The organism is Stenotrophomonas sp. GD04054, assembly GCF_029836955.1.
In the GTDB taxonomy this organism is placed as follows: domain Bacteria; phylum Pseudomonadota; class Gammaproteobacteria; order Xanthomonadales; family Xanthomonadaceae; genus Stenotrophomonas; species Stenotrophomonas maltophilia_A.
Genome location: NZ_JAOECR010000036.1, coordinates 1 through 16,315 on the forward strand (window position 1 = coordinate 1; position 16,315 = coordinate 16,315).

16 protein-coding genes are annotated in these 16,315 nt (G+C 66.1%); 12 read left to right on the forward strand and 4 right to left on the reverse strand.

The window, feature by feature from the left end; genetic code table 11:
• The first annotated feature begins 212 nt into the window (after positions 1–212).
• The 6 genes from rsmD to N7573_RS15635 all read left to right on the forward strand — a co-directional run bounded on the left by rsmD (position 213) and on the right by N7573_RS15635 (position 5,028).
• Positions 213–791, forward strand: a complete 579-nt coding sequence (gene rsmD, locus N7573_RS15610) for a 16S rRNA (guanine(966)-N(2))-methyltransferase RsmD (protein WP_279943215.1) — start codon at positions 213–215, stop codon at positions 789–791.
• Between the two features lie 26 nt (positions 792–817).
• Positions 818–1,327: a pantetheine-phosphate adenylyltransferase gene (gene coaD, locus N7573_RS15615; protein WP_032130277.1), complete on the forward strand. Its 510-nt coding sequence runs from the start codon at positions 818–820 to the stop codon at positions 1,325–1,327.
• A 60-nt stretch (positions 1,328–1,387) separates the two neighbouring features.
• Positions 1,388–1,879, forward strand: a complete 492-nt coding sequence (locus N7573_RS15620; protein ID WP_004153167.1) for a hypothetical protein — start codon at positions 1,388–1,390, stop codon at positions 1,877–1,879.
• Between the two features lie 132 nt (positions 1,880–2,011).
• On the forward strand, positions 2,012–2,293 hold the full coding sequence (locus N7573_RS15625) for a YfhL family 4Fe-4S dicluster ferredoxin (RefSeq protein ID WP_004153175.1): 282 nt from the start codon (positions 2,012–2,014) through the stop codon (positions 2,291–2,293).
• Complete coding sequence (ggt, locus tag N7573_RS15630) at positions 2,290–4,020, forward strand: gamma-glutamyltransferase (RefSeq protein ID WP_279913294.1); 1,731 nt, start codon at positions 2,290–2,292, stop codon at positions 4,018–4,020. Before N7573_RS15625 ends, ggt begins: the two co-directional genes overlap by 4 nt.
• A gap of 120 nt (positions 4,021–4,140) precedes the next feature.
• Positions 4,141–5,028 carry an MBL fold metallo-hydrolase gene (locus N7573_RS15635; RefSeq protein WP_049400411.1) on the forward strand — a complete coding sequence of 296 codons (888 nt, stop codon included), beginning with the start codon at positions 4,141–4,143 and terminating at the stop codon, positions 5,026–5,028.
• Positions 5,029–5,112: 84 nt separating this feature from the next.
• Here N7573_RS15635 and N7573_RS15640 read toward each other — a convergent pair whose 3' ends face one another.
• Both N7573_RS15640 and upp read right to left on the reverse strand, forming a co-directional pair.
• Entirely contained in the window at positions 5,113–5,406 is a 294-nt protein-coding gene (locus N7573_RS15640; protein WP_279913295.1) for a PsiF family protein, read from the reverse strand.
• A 146-nt stretch (positions 5,407–5,552) separates the two neighbouring features.
• Entirely contained in the window at positions 5,553–6,185 is a 633-nt protein-coding gene (gene upp / locus N7573_RS15645; RefSeq protein ID WP_005409099.1) for a uracil phosphoribosyltransferase, read from the reverse strand.
• Positions 6,186–6,351: 166 nt separating this feature from the next.
• Here upp and N7573_RS15650 point away from each other — a divergent pair, with 166 nt between their 5' ends.
• Genes N7573_RS15650 through N7573_RS15665 form a run of 4 tightly spaced genes read left to right on the forward strand, consistent with a single transcriptional unit; the run spans position 6,352 to position 12,017 of the window.
• Complete coding sequence (locus N7573_RS15650; protein ID WP_279913296.1) at positions 6,352–8,913, forward strand: TonB-dependent receptor; 2,562 nt, start codon at positions 6,352–6,354, stop codon at positions 8,911–8,913.
• On the forward strand, positions 8,913–10,028 hold the full coding sequence (locus N7573_RS15655; protein WP_279913297.1) for a phytase: 1,116 nt from the start codon (positions 8,913–8,915) through the stop codon (positions 10,026–10,028). Before N7573_RS15650 ends, N7573_RS15655 begins: the two co-directional genes overlap by 1 nt.
• A gap of 14 nt (positions 10,029–10,042) precedes the next feature.
• Complete coding sequence (locus N7573_RS15660) at positions 10,043–11,392, forward strand: metallophosphoesterase family protein (protein ID WP_279913302.1); 1,350 nt, start codon at positions 10,043–10,045, stop codon at positions 11,390–11,392.
• 10 nt (positions 11,393–11,402) lie between these two features.
• Complete coding sequence (locus N7573_RS15665) at positions 11,403–12,017, forward strand: inorganic diphosphatase (RefSeq protein ID WP_134951207.1); 615 nt, start codon at positions 11,403–11,405, stop codon at positions 12,015–12,017.
• Positions 12,018–12,036: 19 nt separating this feature from the next.
• Here the strand turns inward: N7573_RS15665 and N7573_RS15670 are convergent, their stop codons facing one another.
• Positions 12,037–12,621 (reverse strand): hypothetical protein, encoded by a 585-nt coding sequence (locus N7573_RS15670; RefSeq protein WP_279913298.1) that lies wholly within the window; start codon positions 12,619–12,621, stop codon positions 12,037–12,039.
• Positions 12,622–12,730: 109 nt separating this feature from the next.
• Here N7573_RS15670 and N7573_RS15675 point away from each other — a divergent pair, with 109 nt between their 5' ends.
• Positions 12,731–14,146, forward strand: a complete 1,416-nt coding sequence (locus N7573_RS15675; protein WP_279913299.1) for a deoxyribodipyrimidine photo-lyase — start codon at positions 12,731–12,733, stop codon at positions 14,144–14,146.
• Between the two features lie 139 nt (positions 14,147–14,285).
• Positions 14,286–14,981: an OmpA family lipoprotein gene (locus N7573_RS15680; RefSeq protein ID WP_008267948.1), complete on the forward strand. Its 696-nt coding sequence runs from the start codon at positions 14,286–14,288 to the stop codon at positions 14,979–14,981.
• A 209-nt stretch (positions 14,982–15,190) separates the two neighbouring features.
• On the opposite strand, the gene N7573_RS15685 is transcribed toward N7573_RS15680, so the two are convergent.
• A complete protein-coding gene (locus tag N7573_RS15685; protein ID WP_005409107.1) occupies positions 15,191–16,222 on the reverse strand; it encodes a LysR family transcriptional regulator in 1,032 nt (343 codons plus the stop codon).
• Between the last annotated feature and the right edge of the window lie 93 nt (positions 16,223–16,315).

Genomic DNA, 16,315 nt, shown 5'->3' on the forward strand with positions numbered 1-16,315 from the left:
GGGGCGTGAGCCGCATGGATGCGGCGACCGAGCTTACATGGACGTACTTGCAGCGCCCCCCTCAACCGGACCCACCCCGCCGGCCCACGGATAGCCGGCTTTTGCCGTTGCTCCGGCCGTTGCCGTGGCTTCTGCGGGTGCCGGGCAAAGCCCGGCCGAACTACAATCCCGCTCATGCTGAAATTCTCGAATACCTCCCGCCGGGGGCGCCGATGAGCGGCCGTGGCGGCAATGAAGGCCAGGTCCGCATCATCGGCGGGCGCTGGCGCAATACCCGCCTGCCGGTGCCGCTCCTGCCGGGGCTCCGCCCCAGCAGCGACCGCGTGCGCGAAACCCTGTTCAACTGGCTGTTGCCCAGGCTCGGTGGGGCCCGCGTGCTGGACCTGTTCGCCGGCAGTGGCGCACTGGGCCTGGAGGCGGTCTCGCGCGGTGCCGCACACGCCACCCTGGTCGAACGCGATGCGCAGCTGGGACGCAATCTGACCGCTGCCGTGGCCAGGCTGCAGGCCTCCGACCAGATCAGCGTCGTGCAGGCTGATGCCCTGCGCTGGCTGCAGGGCGCGCCGGCGCAGCAGGCCGATCTGGTCTTCATCGACCCGCCGTTCGCCGACGGCCTGTGGCAGGACGTGCTGGCCCAGCTCCCGCGGCATCTGGCCGCCGATGCCTGGCTGTACCTGGAATCGCCGGCCGGCCACGTGCCGGTGCTGCCGCCGGACTGGCTGCTGCACCGCGAGGGCGGCACCCGCGAGGTGCGCTTTGCCCTGTACTGCCGCGCCACTGCTACACTTTGACCTCATCTGAACATCTGCAACCGCCCATGACCGTGGCCAATCGCCGCATCGCCGTTTACCCCGGCACGTTCGACCCCATCACCAACGGTCATATCGACCTGGTGAGCCGGGCCGCGCCGCTGTTCGAAAAGGTCGTGGTCGGCGTGGCGCAGAGCCCGTCCAAGGGCCCGGCGCTGCCGCTGGAGCAGCGCGTGCAGCTGGCGCGTGGCGCGCTGGCCCACCACAGCAACGTCGAGGTCATCGGCTTCGATACCCTGCTGGCGCATTTCGTACGTTCGGTCCAGGGCGGGGTGCTGCTGCGCGGCCTGCGCGCGGTGTCCGACTTCGAGTACGAGTTCCAGATGGCCAGCATGAACCGGCACCTGATCCCCGAGGTCGAGACCCTGTTCCTGACCCCGGCCGAGCAGCACAGCTTCATTTCGTCCTCGCTGGTCCGCGAGATCGCGCGCCTGGGCGGCGACGTGTCCGGCTTCGTGCCGGCCGCGGTGCTCGAAGCCCTGCGCAAGGTCCGCGAAGCGAAGTCGGCACAGTCGTAAGCCCCGCTGTACCCGCACCCCATTACGTACAACACCACGCACCATTCCGGGAGGAAACCCATGAACACCACCATGCGCGCGATGCTGATCGCTTCGTTGGCCCTGGCCTTCACCGCCTGCAAGAAGGAAGAGGCCGCTCCGGTCGACGAGGCCAAGCAGGCCCTGGTCGCTCCGTCCAAGGACGACGATGCAGGCTGGAAGAAGTACCTGCAGGAAGTGGCGATCCAGAACATGGGCAACATCACCAACAGCCCGTTCCTGTACTACCTCTCGCCGGAATCGGACCCGGACTTCCAGGCCAAGTACGAGCGCCAGACCGAGAGCGCGACCCAGGCCGTGGCCCGTGGCGTGCAGCCGGGCAACATGCTGGCCTTTGGTTCGTCGGCCTCGGGCAAGATGGCTGACATGATCCAGGCCGTGTTCAAGGACGTGTCGCCGGATTCGATGAAGGGCGTGCGCGTCGTCTTCATCGGTCAGTCGGCCGACAACGCCCGCGTACAGGCTGCGATCCAGCCGACCGGTGCCGAGTACATTTTCGTCGAAGCCAAGTAATACCGAGCCATGGCGGCCATGCTCCGGCATGGCCCGGGCGGCGTCCTGCAAGGGCGCCGCTGATGACCTGACCGGCCCGCGCGCCCGCGCTGGCCGGTCCTTTGTCCCAGGGCGCGGGCGAGGAGTATCGCCGTGTCGCTGAAAATCAACGAGCTCTGCGTCAACTGCGACGTATGCGAGCCGGCCTGCCCGAACCAGGCCATTGCGATGGGTGAAACCATCTACGTGATCGACCCTGCGCGCTGCACCGAATGCGTGGGTCATTTCGACGAGCCACAGTGCGTGGTCGTCTGCCCGGTCGAGTGCATCGACCCGGACCCGGAGATCGTGGAAACGGAAGACCAGCTGCTGGCCAAGCTGCGCCAGCTGCAGCACGATCACCCCGAACTCTACGCGGAGCCCCCATCCGAATGAAGACGCTGATCGTCCGCCCCCTGTTGCTGCTCGGCCTGCTGCTGAGCCCGATTGCCTGGGCCGACAGCCCGGCCCGTGCCGAGCGCCCCGATGGCGCGGCCATTGCCAGCGGCCATGCGCTGGCCACCCAGGCGGGCATCGACATCCTGGCGCAGGGCGGCAACGCCTTCGATGCCGCGGTGGCGGTATCGTCCACGCTGGCGGTGGTCGAGCCGATCAGTTCTGGCCTGGGCGGTGGTGGCTTCTTTCTGCTGCACGATGCGGCCACCGGCAAGGACGTGATGCTGGACGCGCGCGAGACCGCGCCGGCTGCAGCAACCCCGCAGGCGTTCCTCGACAAGCAGGGCAACCTCGACCGTGACCGCTCGGTCAATGGCGCCTGGTCGGCCGGTATCCCGGGCCTGCCTGCAGCGCTGGTCGAGCTGTCGGCCAAGCACGGCAAGCTGCCATTGGCGGCCTCGCTGCAGCCGGCCATCCGCATCGCGCGCGAAGGCTTCCCGGTCTACGACCGCATGGCCAAGGGCTATGCCTCTCGCCGTGAGGTGATGGAGCGCTATCCCGGCACCCGTGAGGTCTACCTGCGCAACGGCAAGCCGATCGCCAGCGGTGACCTGTTCAAGCAGCCGGAGCTGGCACAGACGCTGGAGCGCTTGGCCGCAGGTGGCTTTGATGGCTTCTACAAGGGCCAGACCGGAAAGCTGCTGCTGGCCGGCGTGAAGCAGGCCGGCGGCCAGTGGACCGCTGAAGAGCTGGCCGGCTATCGCGTGAAGCAGCGCGAACCGATCGTGTTCAACTACAACGGCTGGAAGATCACCACCGCGCCGCCACCGTCGTCCGGTGGCATCGCGCTGGCCAGCATGCTGCAGATCCTGGAAGGCTGGGACATCAACAAGATGGACCCGGCGCACCGCACCCACCTGGTGGTGGAGTCGATGCGCCGTGCCTACCGCGACCGCACCTTCTTCCTCGGCGATCCGGACTTCGTGCAGATCCCGCAGAAGGTGCTGACCAGCAAGGACTACGCACAGGGCCTGCGGGCGACCATCCATCCGGAAAAGGCCACGCCCAGCGACCTGCTGTCGGGCAACCCGACGCCGCTGGAAGATGACGAGACCACGCACTTCTCGATCATCGACCGTGACGGCAACCGGGTCGGCGCGACCCAGACCGTCAACCTGCTGTACGGCTCGGGGCTGATTCCGAAGGGCACCGGCGTGCTGCTGAACAACGAGATGGACGACTTCGCGCTGAAGCCGGGCACGCCCAATGCGTTCGGCGTGATGGGCTATGAAGCCAATGCGCCGAAGCCGGGCAAGCGCATGCTCAGCTCGATGACGCCGACCTTCATGGAGAACGCCGACAAGGTGGTGGTGCTGGGCACCCCGGGTGGCAGCCGCATCATCACCATGGTGCTGCTGGGCATCCTCGGCTACGACGACGGCCTGGATGCGCAGCAGGTTGCCGCACTGCCGCGCTACCACCACCAGTGGCTGCCGGACCTGATCGAAGCCGAGGACGATGCGTTCGACGCGGCGACGGTGAAGCAGCTGCAGGCGATGGGCCACAAGATCGACCTGCCGGGCAATGTCGCCGCGGGTGGCCGCGGTTCCAGCCACGTGTGGGGCAACCTGCAGACCGTGGAATGGGACCGCAGGGCCAACAAGCTGTTCGGCGGCAGCGACCCGCGCAATCCGGTCGGCAGTGCCCAGGTGGTGCCGGCACACTGATCCGGTGGTGCCGGCTGCGGGCCGGCAATCCGGCTGATTATCGAAACCCCGCCTTTGCCGGCGGGGTTTTCTGTTTCCCTTCTAGCGATTATTTAACGAGCCGGCGCCGATAATCGACACATGAAACTCTGGTCTATTCGTGGAAACTCGCAGCGCCTCGATGGCGGCGCGATGTTCGGCAACGCGCCGCGCGCGTTGTGGGAAAAATGGGCGGCACCGGACGAGCTCAATCGCATCGAGCTGGCCTGCCGTGCGCTGCTTGCCAGCCCGCTGGAAGGCAAGACGGTGCTGTTTGAAACCGGTATCGGGGCGTTCTTCGATCCGCGCATGCGCGAACGCTACGGTGTGCAGGAAAGCCAGCACGTGCTGATCGATTCGTTGCGCGAGGCGGGTTTCGAGCATGAGGATATCGACGTGGTGGTGCTCAGCCACCTGCATTTCGATCATGCCGGTGGCCTGCTGGCGGCATGGAGCGAAGGACGTGAGCCCGAGCTGCTGTTCCCCAACGCAACCTATGTGGTCGGCGCGCAGCATTGGCAGCGCGCCGTGCAGCCACACCCGCGCGATCGCGCCAGCTTCATTCCGGAACTGCCGGGCCTGCTGCAGGCCAGTGGCCGGCTGGAAGTGGTGGACGGGGAGTACTCGAAGGCGCTCGGCCGCAGCGTGCGCTTCAGTTACAGCGACGGGCATACACCGGGGCTGATGCTGGCCGAGATCGTCGGTCACGCGCATCCAGGCGAAAGTGCGCATGGTGGCGTGGTGTTCTGTGCCGACCTGATCCCGGGCCGCTCATGGGTACACGTGCCGATCACCATGGGCTATGACCGCAATGCCGAGCTGCTGATCGACGAGAAGCGGCAGTTCCTGGAAGACAAGCTGGCGCGCAACGTGCGGCTGTTCTTCACCCACGACCCGCAGGTGGCATTGGCGCAGCTTGGCAGGGATGACAAGGGGCGTTTCGTGACCCTGCACGAGCAGGGTGAGCTGAAGGCACGCGCCCTGGGGTAATGGCATGGCCGGGCAATGCCCGGCCTTTACTGATGACGGTATATCCACGCCATGCGTGGATGGCGTTTTATCCGGATGCGACCATTACGACGCCTTCAGGCAGCTGCTCATGAAGGTCTTGCGCGCATCACCGGCCAGCTTTTGGGCGCCCGCGTCAGCGTTGCACTTGCGCATGCGTTCCTGCTGCGTATTGACCGGCTTGGCGTCGGCGGCGTGGCCGCTGAGGCAGGAGCTCTGTGCAGTCTTGTAGGCATCGCCCTTCAGCCCCTTGTTCTTGGCCGAACATTCGGCCATGCGCTGCTGCTGCGGAGTGGTGGCATTGGCAGCCAGGGGCAGGCCGACCAGCAGGACGGCGGCCAGCAGGAAAGAGGCTTTCATCGGGAGCTCCAAGGGTGGCGGGTGCGCGGAGCATTCGCTTCCCGGCGCCAAGAGCACGTGAAGAATCGCAACGCGGCCGCGATGGCCTGCGCTGTTGGGGTCAGACCCCTTTCGCGGCGAAAGGGCTCTGACCCCGGTTCTTCGGATCAGCCGACGCGGGTACCGAAGATGCGGTCACCGGCATCGCCCAGGCCCGGCAGGATGTAGCCCTTGTCGTTGAGCTGGGCATCGATGGCCGCGGTGTAGATCTCCACGTCCGGGTGCACGGCCTTGACCGCCTCGATGCCTTCCGGCGCGGCCACCAGGAAGATGCCCTTGATGCGGCGGGCACCGGCCCGCTTGAGCATGTCGATGGTGGCGATCAGGGTGCCGCCGGTGGCCAGCATCGGGTCCAGGATCAGCGCGTCGCGCTCTTCCAGGCGCCCGGTCAGGCGCTCGAAGTAGGGCACCGGCTGCAGGGTTTCCTCATCGCGCTGCAGGCCGACCACGCTGACGCGGGCCGCCGGGATCAGCGACAGCACGCCGCTGAGCATGCCCAGGCCGGCGCGCAGGATCGGCACCACGGTGATCTTGGCGCCCGCAATGCGCTGCACGGTGACCGGGCCGGCCCAGCCGGGCAGGGTGTGCGGCTCGGTGTCCAGGTCGGCGGTGGCCTCGTAGGCCAGCAGCGTACCCAGCTCGTTGGCCAGTTCGCGGAAATCCTTGGTGCTGAGCGCAGCGTTGCGCATCAGGCCGATCTTGTGCTGCACCAGCGGGTGGCGCACTTCGACGATCTTCATGGTCGGGAAGGGGAAAAGGAGAGAGGGCGCCATTTTGCCGGATCGGCGGGCCGAACCCAAACCGGGCCGTGGCCCTGGTACGCGAAATGTGCAGATGCATGTCATTGCCATGCAACCTTGCGGACATACCGTGCAGACCCATTCTTAACAGGAATGGGGATTCCCAGTGCATATCAAGACTCCGTTGGCCGTTGCCATCACCCTGACCCTGGCGATGGGGGCCGCAGCCCCGCTGCAGGCGGCCGGGCAGCAGGCGGTAGCCGCCACCGGCGCCGTGGCGTCCGACGCGGTCGACCTGGACCGCATCGAAGTGCGCGCCCAGCTCGAATCACAGATCCGCGCGGTTGACCTCAAACGCAGCAGTGATGCGATCGAAGACGCGGTGTCGTCCGATGCCCTGGGCCAGTACCCGGACAAGAACGTGGCCGAGTCACTGCAGCGCCTGCCGGGCATCAGTGTGACCCGCGACCAGGGCGAGGGGCGCTTCGTGGTCATCCGCGGTCTGGACGCCAACCTCAACAGCGTCAGCGTGGATGGCATCGCCATCGGTACGCCGGAGGATTCCAGCCGCGCCGCACCGCTGGACGTGATCCCGTCCGACTCCACCGAGCGCCTGCGCGTGGTCAAGTCGCCGACCCCGGACATGCCGGGTGATGCCATTGGTGGCGCCGTGCTCGTGGAGTCGGCCTCGGCCTTCGACCGCAACGGTCGCAGCCTGCGTGGCAAGATCGAAGGCAGCCACCAGCAGCTGTCCGGTGAGACCAGCCCCAAGGCTGCCTTCAACTACAGCGAAGTGTTCAACGACACCTTCGGTGTGGCGCTGGGCGTGAACTACCAGAAGCGCAGGTTCGAGTCGGACAACACCGAAGTGGAGTATGACGGCAAGGACGATGCCGTCCCCGGCGATGTCACCGCGATCAACCTGCAGCACCGCAAGTACGAGATCGAGCGCAAGCGCATCGGTGCCAACCTCAACCTCGACTGGCGCCCGAATGAAGACAGCAAGTACTACCTGCGCACGCTGTACAGCCAGTTCGACGATGCGGAGACCCGCCAGCGCGTGATCTTCAACTTCGACGACGCGAAGATGGTCAAGACCGGCACCGACCAGTATCGGCTGGATGGCATGCCGAAGGATTCCATCGACAAGCGCATGCGCTACCGCACCAAGAAGGAAAACACCTTCGCGGCAAGTCTCGGTGGCGAGAACAAGCTGACCAACGCCGTGGTCGATTACCGGATCGGCTACACCCGTACCGAAGAGCGCGTGAACGACGAGATGGAGGCGCGCTTCAAGCTCAACGGCAAGGCCTTCAACGGCACCCTGGACCAAAGCAGCCGCCTGCCCAGCTACAGTTTCGACAACCCGCAGTGGCTGGACAACAGCAACTACGCGTTCGACCGCTTCGTGCTCTCACCCAAGCAGGTGAACGACAAGGAGCACAGCGCGCAGGTCAACGTGCGCTTCGACGGCGACAGCAGCAGCATCAAGTTCGGCCTGCTGGGCCGCTGGCGCGACCGCGACGTGAATGTGGACGAGCGCGAACTGCGTGTCGGCCCGAAGGTGGCGCTGTCGAGCTGGAGCACCTCCTCGCCGGAGCACCGCCACGGCAACCTCGGTGACGGCATGGATTCGGCCGCGATGCGTGCCTTCTGGGCGGCCAATGGCGGCCAGTACAGCGCCCGTCCCCAGGATGCCGGTGGCAACGCGATGACATCGCTGGAAGAGGACTACGTGGCCAGCGAAGACATCTTCGCCAGCTACGCCATGGGTACCTGGGATGTGGGCGCGCTGCGCATCATCGGCGGTGTGCGCGTGGAAAACACCCAGTTCAAGGCGATCGGCAACCAGGTGGACGTGGCCGCCAACGGGCGCAGCTTCACCGTCACCCCGCGGGTGGCCAACAGCAGCTACACCAACGTGCTGCCGGGTCTGCACCTGCGCTACGACGCGGCCGATGACTGGGTACTGCGCGCCTCGGCCAACAAGACCGTATCGCGTCCTTCCTTCGGCGATGTCTCGCCACGCGTGGGCTACAGCCGCGGCGACGAGGAAGTGCGCCTGGGTAATCCGGAACTGGATCCGTACGAGTCGAAGAACATCGACCTGTCGGTGGAGAAGTACATCGGCAGCACCGGTATCGTTTCACTTGGCCTGTTCCACAAGTCGATCGATGGCTACATCGTGCAAACGGTGCGGACCAATGATCCCGCTTATGGCGGCTTTGACGTGACCCAGCCGATCAATGGCCGCAAGGCCACCGTGCGTGGCGCGGAATTCAACTGGCAGCAGCAGCTGGCCTTCCTGCCGGACGGCCTGGATGGCCTGCTGGTCGGTGCCAGTGGCACCTGGCTGGATACCAAATTCGATGCCGGCATCAAGGACCGTGCAGGCGAGGATTTCACACTGCCGCGCGCCTCCAAGCATGTCTACAGCGCACACATCGGCTATGAAAAGTACGGTGTAAGTACACGCCTGGCGGCGGTATACCGCAGCGAGTACCTGGACAGCATCGGCAAGGGCCGGGCGTTCGACATCTACGTTGCGCCGAACACCCAGCTCGATTTCTCGCTGGACTACAAGTTCACCCCGCGCGTAAGCATGTACTTCGAGGCGCAGAACCTGCTGGACAAGCCGCTTGAGCTGTACCAGGGCACGCGCTCGCGCACCCTGCAGATGGAAGAATACGGTCGTACCTACGCGCTCGGCCTGAAGGTGGCACTGTGATGGGGCGTGGCATCACCGTCCTGGCGGTCGCGCTCGCGGCGACCCTGGCCGCCGGCTGCACGCCGGCGACCGGCAGCGATCCGGCCGCGGCCCCTACGGCAGCGAAAGCCGGGGGCGCGCGCACGGTGACCACCATCGCCGAAGCCTTCCTGTCACCGATGACCCCGGCCGACAACATCGACTCGCCGGCGGCCTGGCGCGCGCCGGACGGCGCGCTGTGGCTGATCGCCACCGCCAAGGCCACCGACAAGCTGGTGGTCTACGACGGCAGCACCGGCCAGCACCTGCGTGACGTCGGCAGCAGCGGCTCCGCGCCGGGGCAGTTCGACCGCCCAAACGGCATCGCGGTAATCGACGACCTGCTGTGGATCGTGGAGCGCGACAATCACCGCGTGCAGGTGCTGAGCCTGCCGGACTTCGCGCCGCTGGCGACGTTCGCTGCGGACGACCTGCGCAAGCCGTACGGGCTGTGGGTCGACCGCCGTGCCGATGGCTACAACGTCTACGTTACCGACTCCTGGGACAACGGCGAGGATGCGCAGGGGCGTGACATCCTGCCGCCGCTGGCCGAGCTGGACAAGCGCGTGCGCCAGTACCACGTGACCCGCGACGGTGCGAAGGTCGAGGCGAAGCTGGTGGCCAGCATCGGTGACACCAGCGAAGCCGGTGCGCTGCGCGTGGTCGAGTCGATCTGGGGCGATCCGGAGAATGATCGCCTGCTGATCGCCGAAGAGGATGAGAGCTACGCCAGCGAGTTCAAGGTCTACACCCTGGCCGGACGCTTCACCGGCACCACGTTCGGCCGCGACGTGTTCAAGGCGCAGGCCGAAGGCGTGACCCTGCGCACCTGCGGCAAGGACGGCTGGTGGATCACCACCGAACAGGGCAAGCAGCGCAGCGTGTTCCATCTGTTCGACCGGCACACGCTGAAGCCGGTGGGCGCGTTCCAGGGCAATACCGTGGCCAACACCGACGGCATCTGGATGATGCAGCAACCCAGTGCGCGCTTCCCGCACGGCGCACTGTATGCAGTGCATGACGACCAGGGCGTGGTGGCGTTCGACTGGGAGAGCATCGCCAAGCAGTTGGCATTGCCGCTGGAGTGTGGCGCATGAGCCGGCAGTGCGTGATGCGCACGCTGGCGTTGGGCCTGCTGCTGGCACTGCCGTCGCTGTCGTTCGCAGCGGCCGAACCCAACACCCAGGTGCCATCAGGCAGCCGCCACTACGCAGCGACGCCGGTGCCGGATCGCATCGTCGCCTCGCCGGCGGTCGATCCCAGCCACGGTTTCGCCGTGGCCTGGCGTACTGACGGCAGCGTGCAGGCACCGCTGCTCGAGATTGCCCTCGCCGGGGATTCGCCGGCGATCGAGGGCATCCGCCAGGTGCGCGCAACGACCCGCGCGCTGCAGACCGAGAACGGGCTGTCGCATCATCATCGCGCGGACATCAGCGGCCTGCAGCCGGATACCCAGTACGTCTACCGCGTGCAGGGCAACGGCAGTTGGAGCGCCTGGAACCAGTTGCGCACGCTGGCGGCGGCCGATCAGCCGCTGACCCTGCTGTACTTCGGTGATACCCAGAACAAGAACGTCAGCCATGTCAGCCGTGTAGTGCGCGCCGCGCAGAAGGCCGCACCGCAGGCACGCATGAGCCTGTTCGCCGGTGACCTGGTCAGCGGCGGCGACAACATGGATGACAGCGAATGGGGCGAGTGGTTTGCCGCCACCGGCTGGCTGGCGCAGGAAACGCTGGTGGCCCCGGCGATCGGCAACCACGAGTACTTCGAGGAATTCGAGGATACCCCGCAGGAGCGTCGCGTGCTGGGCCGGCACTGGCCGGTGACCTTCGCGCTGCCGGGCAATGGCGCCACCGCCGCGCAGCAGACCAGCTACTGGTTCGATGCGCAGGGTGTACGCGTGGCGGTGGTCGATGGCACCTCGGCACTCGACCTCGGCACCGCCAAGGCACAGGCGCAATGGCTGGACAAGGTCCTGGCCGGCAACCGGCAGCCGTGGACCATTGTGCTGCTGCACCAGCCGTTCTACTCACCCCGCGAAGGCCGCGAGAACGCTGCGCTGCGTGACGTGCTGCTGCCGGTGGTACGCCGCCACAACGTCGACCTGGTGCTGCAGGGCCACGATCACACCTATGGCCGTCGCGGTGAAGGGCAGGCCGCCACGCCGCAGTACGTGGTGACCGTGGCCGGGCCGAAGCAGTACCGCCTTTCCGACGAAGCACGCAGGACGATGGATCCGGTGGCCGAGGATACCCAGTTGTTCCAGGTGTTGAACATTGATCCGCAGCACCTGCGCTATGAAGCACGCACGGTGACCGGCCGTCTCTACGATGCCTTCGAACTGCGCCGTGATGCCAAGGGTGGCAAGCAGCGCACGGAGCTGACCGAAGGTCGCATCACGCCACGCGACTGCCCGCGCGCGCAGACCGCCAAGGGTCGTGCCGACCGCTGCTGGGAGTGAGAAGAGGCATATGACCACGCCCCGACGCATCCTTCCGCTCGCCGCCATCGGTGCCGCCCTGCTGTTGCTGGCCAGTGCGGTGACCGCTGCCGATACCGTACTGCATCCGTTCCTGGTGGCCCAGCCGAAGCAGGCCCCACAGGAGGTGAATCTGGCGGTGGAGATTCCGGCCGGCAGCTTCACCAAGTACGAGATCAAGGAAGACGGCCTGGTCCATGTGGACCGCTTCCAGTCGATGCCGGTCGCCTATCCGGCCAACTACGGCTCGATGCCGCGCACTCTGGCCGGCGACAACGATCCGCTGGACGCGCTGGTGCTGACCCGTGAACCGCTGCATCCGGGCGTGATCGTGCGCTTCCGGCCGATCGGTTACCTGAAGATGATCGATGGCGGCGAGCACGACGAGAAGATCATCGGCGTGCCCACCGACAAGGTCGACCCGACCTACGCCAGCATCCGCGACCTGAAGGATCTGCCGGAGGTCGAGCGCCAGCGCATCGAGGCGTTCTTCCGGGTCTACAAGGACCTGCCGGCCGGTCGCAACCCGGTGCAGCTCAACGGTTGGGGCAACGCCGCCGAGGCGCGGGTACTGATCAGCGAAGCGATGAAGCGCTTCGAAAAGTAGATCCACGCCATGCGTGGATTCAGTCCAGCAACGTCTCGATGAACGACTCGGCCTGCAGGCGGTCGCCCAGTACCCGGGCCACCGCCTGTACGGCTGCCTCCTGGTGTTCAGGACGGATACCGCCATCGTCATCGTCGTTGTAGAGGTCGTCGCCTGCATCGAGGTACACCGTGCCTGCAGCAGCCAGAGCCGCCATCAAGGTCGGCACATCGGTAGCGATCTCGCCGGCATCCAGCAGGCCCGCACCGTGGTGACTGAACAGCACACGGCCGTCATCCAGGTCGAGGATGAACGGATCGGCGCCGTGATCGGCAATCACCAGCCAGTTCGATGGCCAGTTGTCGATCGGCTCGCCGCTGATGCCATGCCAGCGATAACCGGCCTGGTGACTCCACACACGCCGCAGCGGCGGTATCCAGACATCGAGGCCCGGAATGGTGATTCCGGAGTTGCCCACCTTCGCATTGATCTCATGACCCAGCGGTCCCACCTGCGCGTAGAAGCACGCCAGCACCGGTGGTAACGGGAACGGTCCCTGCCAGTCACCTTCGTGCTGGGCCCGCAGCAGCCCGAAGCGGGCGAATGAGGCGTACAGATCATCCATGGCGGGGTCCAACGAGGAGCGGCCCAGCAGCCTAGCAGACGGCGTCTGCGTGCAGCGCCTTCACCGCCGCTGGCTATCATGTCCGCCTTCAACAACGAAGGCGGTGTCTGTGTCGGTAGCGTTGGTATGGTTCCGCCGTGATCTGCGGCTGCAGGACAATCCGGCCCTGCAGGCCGCGCTGGATGCCGGTCACGACGTGGTGCCGATCTACATCCATGCGCCCCACGAAGAGGGTGAGTGGGTGCCGGGTGCCGCCTCCGATGCGTGGCGCCACCGTTCACTGGCCGCGTTGGACGCCGACCTGCGCGTGCGCGGTTCGTCGCTGGTGCTGCGCAGTGGTGACAGCCTGCCGGCCCTGCAGTTGCTGATCGAGCAGACCGGCGCCGGGGCGGTGTACTGGAACCGCAAGTACGAACCGGCCACCCAGCCACGCGACGCCACCATCAAGCGCACGTTGCGCGAGCAGGGCATCGACGCACAGAGCTGCAATGGCAGCCTGCTGTTCGAGCCGTGGGATATCGCCACCCAGCAGGGTCAGCCGTACAAGGTATTTACGCCGTACTGGCGCAATGTACTCAGCCACTGGCGCCTGCCCGCACTGCAGGCTGCACCGAAGGCACTGGCGACGCACGCGGTCGACAGCCTGGCATTGGATGATCTCCAGTTGGGACCGACGCTGGACTGGGATACCGGCTTCTGGGAGCACTGGCAGCCGGGTGAAGCCGGTGCGCTGGAAGCGCTGTCCGTGTTCGAGGACGGTGCGCTGCGCGGCTACCGCGAGCAGCGTGACCTGCCAGATCGCGTGGGCACCTCGCGGATGTCGCCGCACCTGCATTTCGGCGAAATCGCACCCTGGCGGATTGCCCATGCGCTGGAAGGGCTGCGTAGTGCCGGTACCGACGCCGACATCGACGGCTATCTGCGCCAGCTGGGCTGGCGTGACTTCGCCTATCACCTGCTGCATCACTTCCCGAAGACGCCGACCGACAACCTCAACCCGCGCTTTGACCGTTTCCCGTGGGCCACACCGAGTGCCGCGCAGCTGCACGACTGGCAGCGAGGCAACACCGGCGTGCCGATCGTCGATGCAGGACTGCGCGAGCTGTGGCACACCGGCTACATGCACAACCGGGTGCGGATGATCGTGGCCAGTTACCTGTGCAAGCACCTGCGCGCGCACTGGCTGCATGGCGCACGCTGGTTCTGGGACACCCTGGTCGATGCCGATCTGGCCAACAACACGATGGGCTGGCAGTGGGTGGCCGGGACCGGTGCCGATGCCGCGCCTTACTTCCGCGTGTTCAACCCGGTCACCCAGGCCGAGAAGTTCGACCCCCAGGCCCGCTACATCAGCCGCTGGGTGCCCGAACTGGCCGCGCTGCCGGTGAAGGCGCGCTTCGCGCCGTGGCAGCATCCGCTGCTGCTGGCCGCGCATGCCCCGGGCTATCCGCGTACGCCGCTGGTGGACCTGGCCGCGGGCCGCGACGCCGCATTGGCGGCTTACCGCCAGTCGGGGGCGGGGTAAAGGGCGACCTGAGCGATCTGGTCAGTTAGCTGAACGCGGCCCTGTCGGTGTGCCCGATCATCATTCCGGCATCGCATCGGGCTGTTTATTCTCTTTGCGCCCGCAGGCCGCCGGCCGACCGGAAACCAAGGAGAACCTCATGATCCGCAACACCACCCGCAACGTCGCACTGGCCCTGATGAGTGCGGCCGTCCTGTCGGCCTGCGCCACCGGCGGCTCCTACGTACAGAGTGACCAGTACGGCAACCCGACCGAGCAGCAGAACCGCACCGGCCGCAACGCGCTGATCGGCACCGCCATCGGCGTAGCCGCCGGCCTGCTGACCGGTGACAGCGCCACGGAGCGTCGTCAGCATGCGCTGATCGGCGCCGGTATCGGCGCGCTCAGCGGCGCCGCGGTAGGTCAGTACCAGGATCGCCAGGAACGCGCACTGCGCGAGCGCACTGCCAACACCGGCATTGATGTGCAGCGCCAGGGCGACAACATCATGCTGAACCTGCCGGACGGCATCACCTTCGACTTCGGCAAGGCGACCCTGAAGCCGCAGTTCTACGGCTCGCTCAATGGCGTGGCAGGCACCCTGCGTGACTACAACCAGACCATGATCGAAGTGGTCGGCCATACCGACAGCATCGGCAGTGACGCGGTCAACAACCGCCTGTCGAAGGAACGTGCCGACTCGGTCGCGCAGTACCTGATCGGCCAGGGCGTGCAGAGCGTGCGCATCGAAACCCTGGGCGCCGGCAAGTCGTACCCGATTGCCGACAACAGCACCGATGCCGGCCGCGCCAAGAACCGCCGCGTCGAGATCCGCGTGATTCCGCTCAAGCAATAACGCTACGCGTTATTGCTTGAGCCGGTCCGGCTATCGGCCGGAACGAAAATGCCGCCCTTGCAGGCGGCATTTTTGTGGGTGCCGAGCGTTGCTCGGCACGCCGATAGCGCCCGTAGAGTCGAGCTTGCTCGACTGAAGCGCAAGAGCAGTCGAGCAAGCTCGACTCTACGGAATGCCGGTAGATCCACGCCATGCGTGGATGCTTCCGGTCATGCGGCCGAAGCGGCCACCTTCTCCAGAATCCGCTTGCCGCTGCTTTCCAGCGCCGCGTCTTCCTTTTCCTTCTGCTGCTGCGCCAGCTTCGCGCCCGGGCACTGCGCCAGCATGTAATTGGCGTCGAAGTTGAGCTTCTCGACCAGGAAGTCGACGAATGCACGCACCTTCGGCGAGACCAGGCGGCCACCGGCGAACACGGCGTTGAAGTCCACTTCCGGGCCAGTCCAGCCGGCCAGCACGCGCCGTACCATGCCCGACTCGACGAACGGCTTGGCCATCACGTCGCCGGTCAGCAGCAGGCCTTCGCCGCACACCAATGCACCATTCAACGCAGACATGTCGTTGGCGGTCATCAGCGGGGTAACAGGGAAGTCGCGCAGCTCGCCGCCGTTCTCGCCCAGCTGCCAGGTGAAGCGCGGCGAATTGCCGGTGTGGTACGGCTTGCGCATCGCCAGGATGCGATGGAACTGCAGCTCTTCCGGATGCAGCGGCTCACCATAGCGTTCGATGTAGGCCGGGCTGGCGAACACCTGCGTGCGCAGGCTGCCCAGCTTGCGTGCCACCAGGTTGGAATCGGGCAGGGCACCCACGCGCAGGGCCAGGTCCGCCTCACCTGCAATCAGGTCCAGCTTCTCGTTGCCCATGTGCATGTCCAAGCGGATCTCTGGATACTGCGCATGGAACTGGCCCAGCAGCGGTGCAATCCAGGTGATGCCGATCGAGTAAGGCACGGTGAAGCGCAGCCAGCCGCGCGGACCGGACTGCAGCTGGCTCACCGCGCTCTCGGCTTCTTCCAGCTCGCGCGCGATGCGCTGGCAATGTTCGTGGTAGATCGAACCCGCTTCGGTCAGGCCGAGGCGGCGGGTGGTCCGGTGCAGCAGGCGCGCACCGAGGCGCGTTTCCAGCTCCTGCACTTTGCGGCTGACCGTGGTCTTGGGCAGGCCGAGCGATTTGGCAGCGGCAATGAAACTGCCTTGCTCGACCACTTTGACGAAGATCAGCGTCTCGTTGAGATCGTGGGACATGGTCTGGGATCCTGGACGTCGGGGATGGGACAATCGTGACAGAACGATTGGACCGGGAGCGGGATGATTATTCCCCTTAATCAGGACTAATCA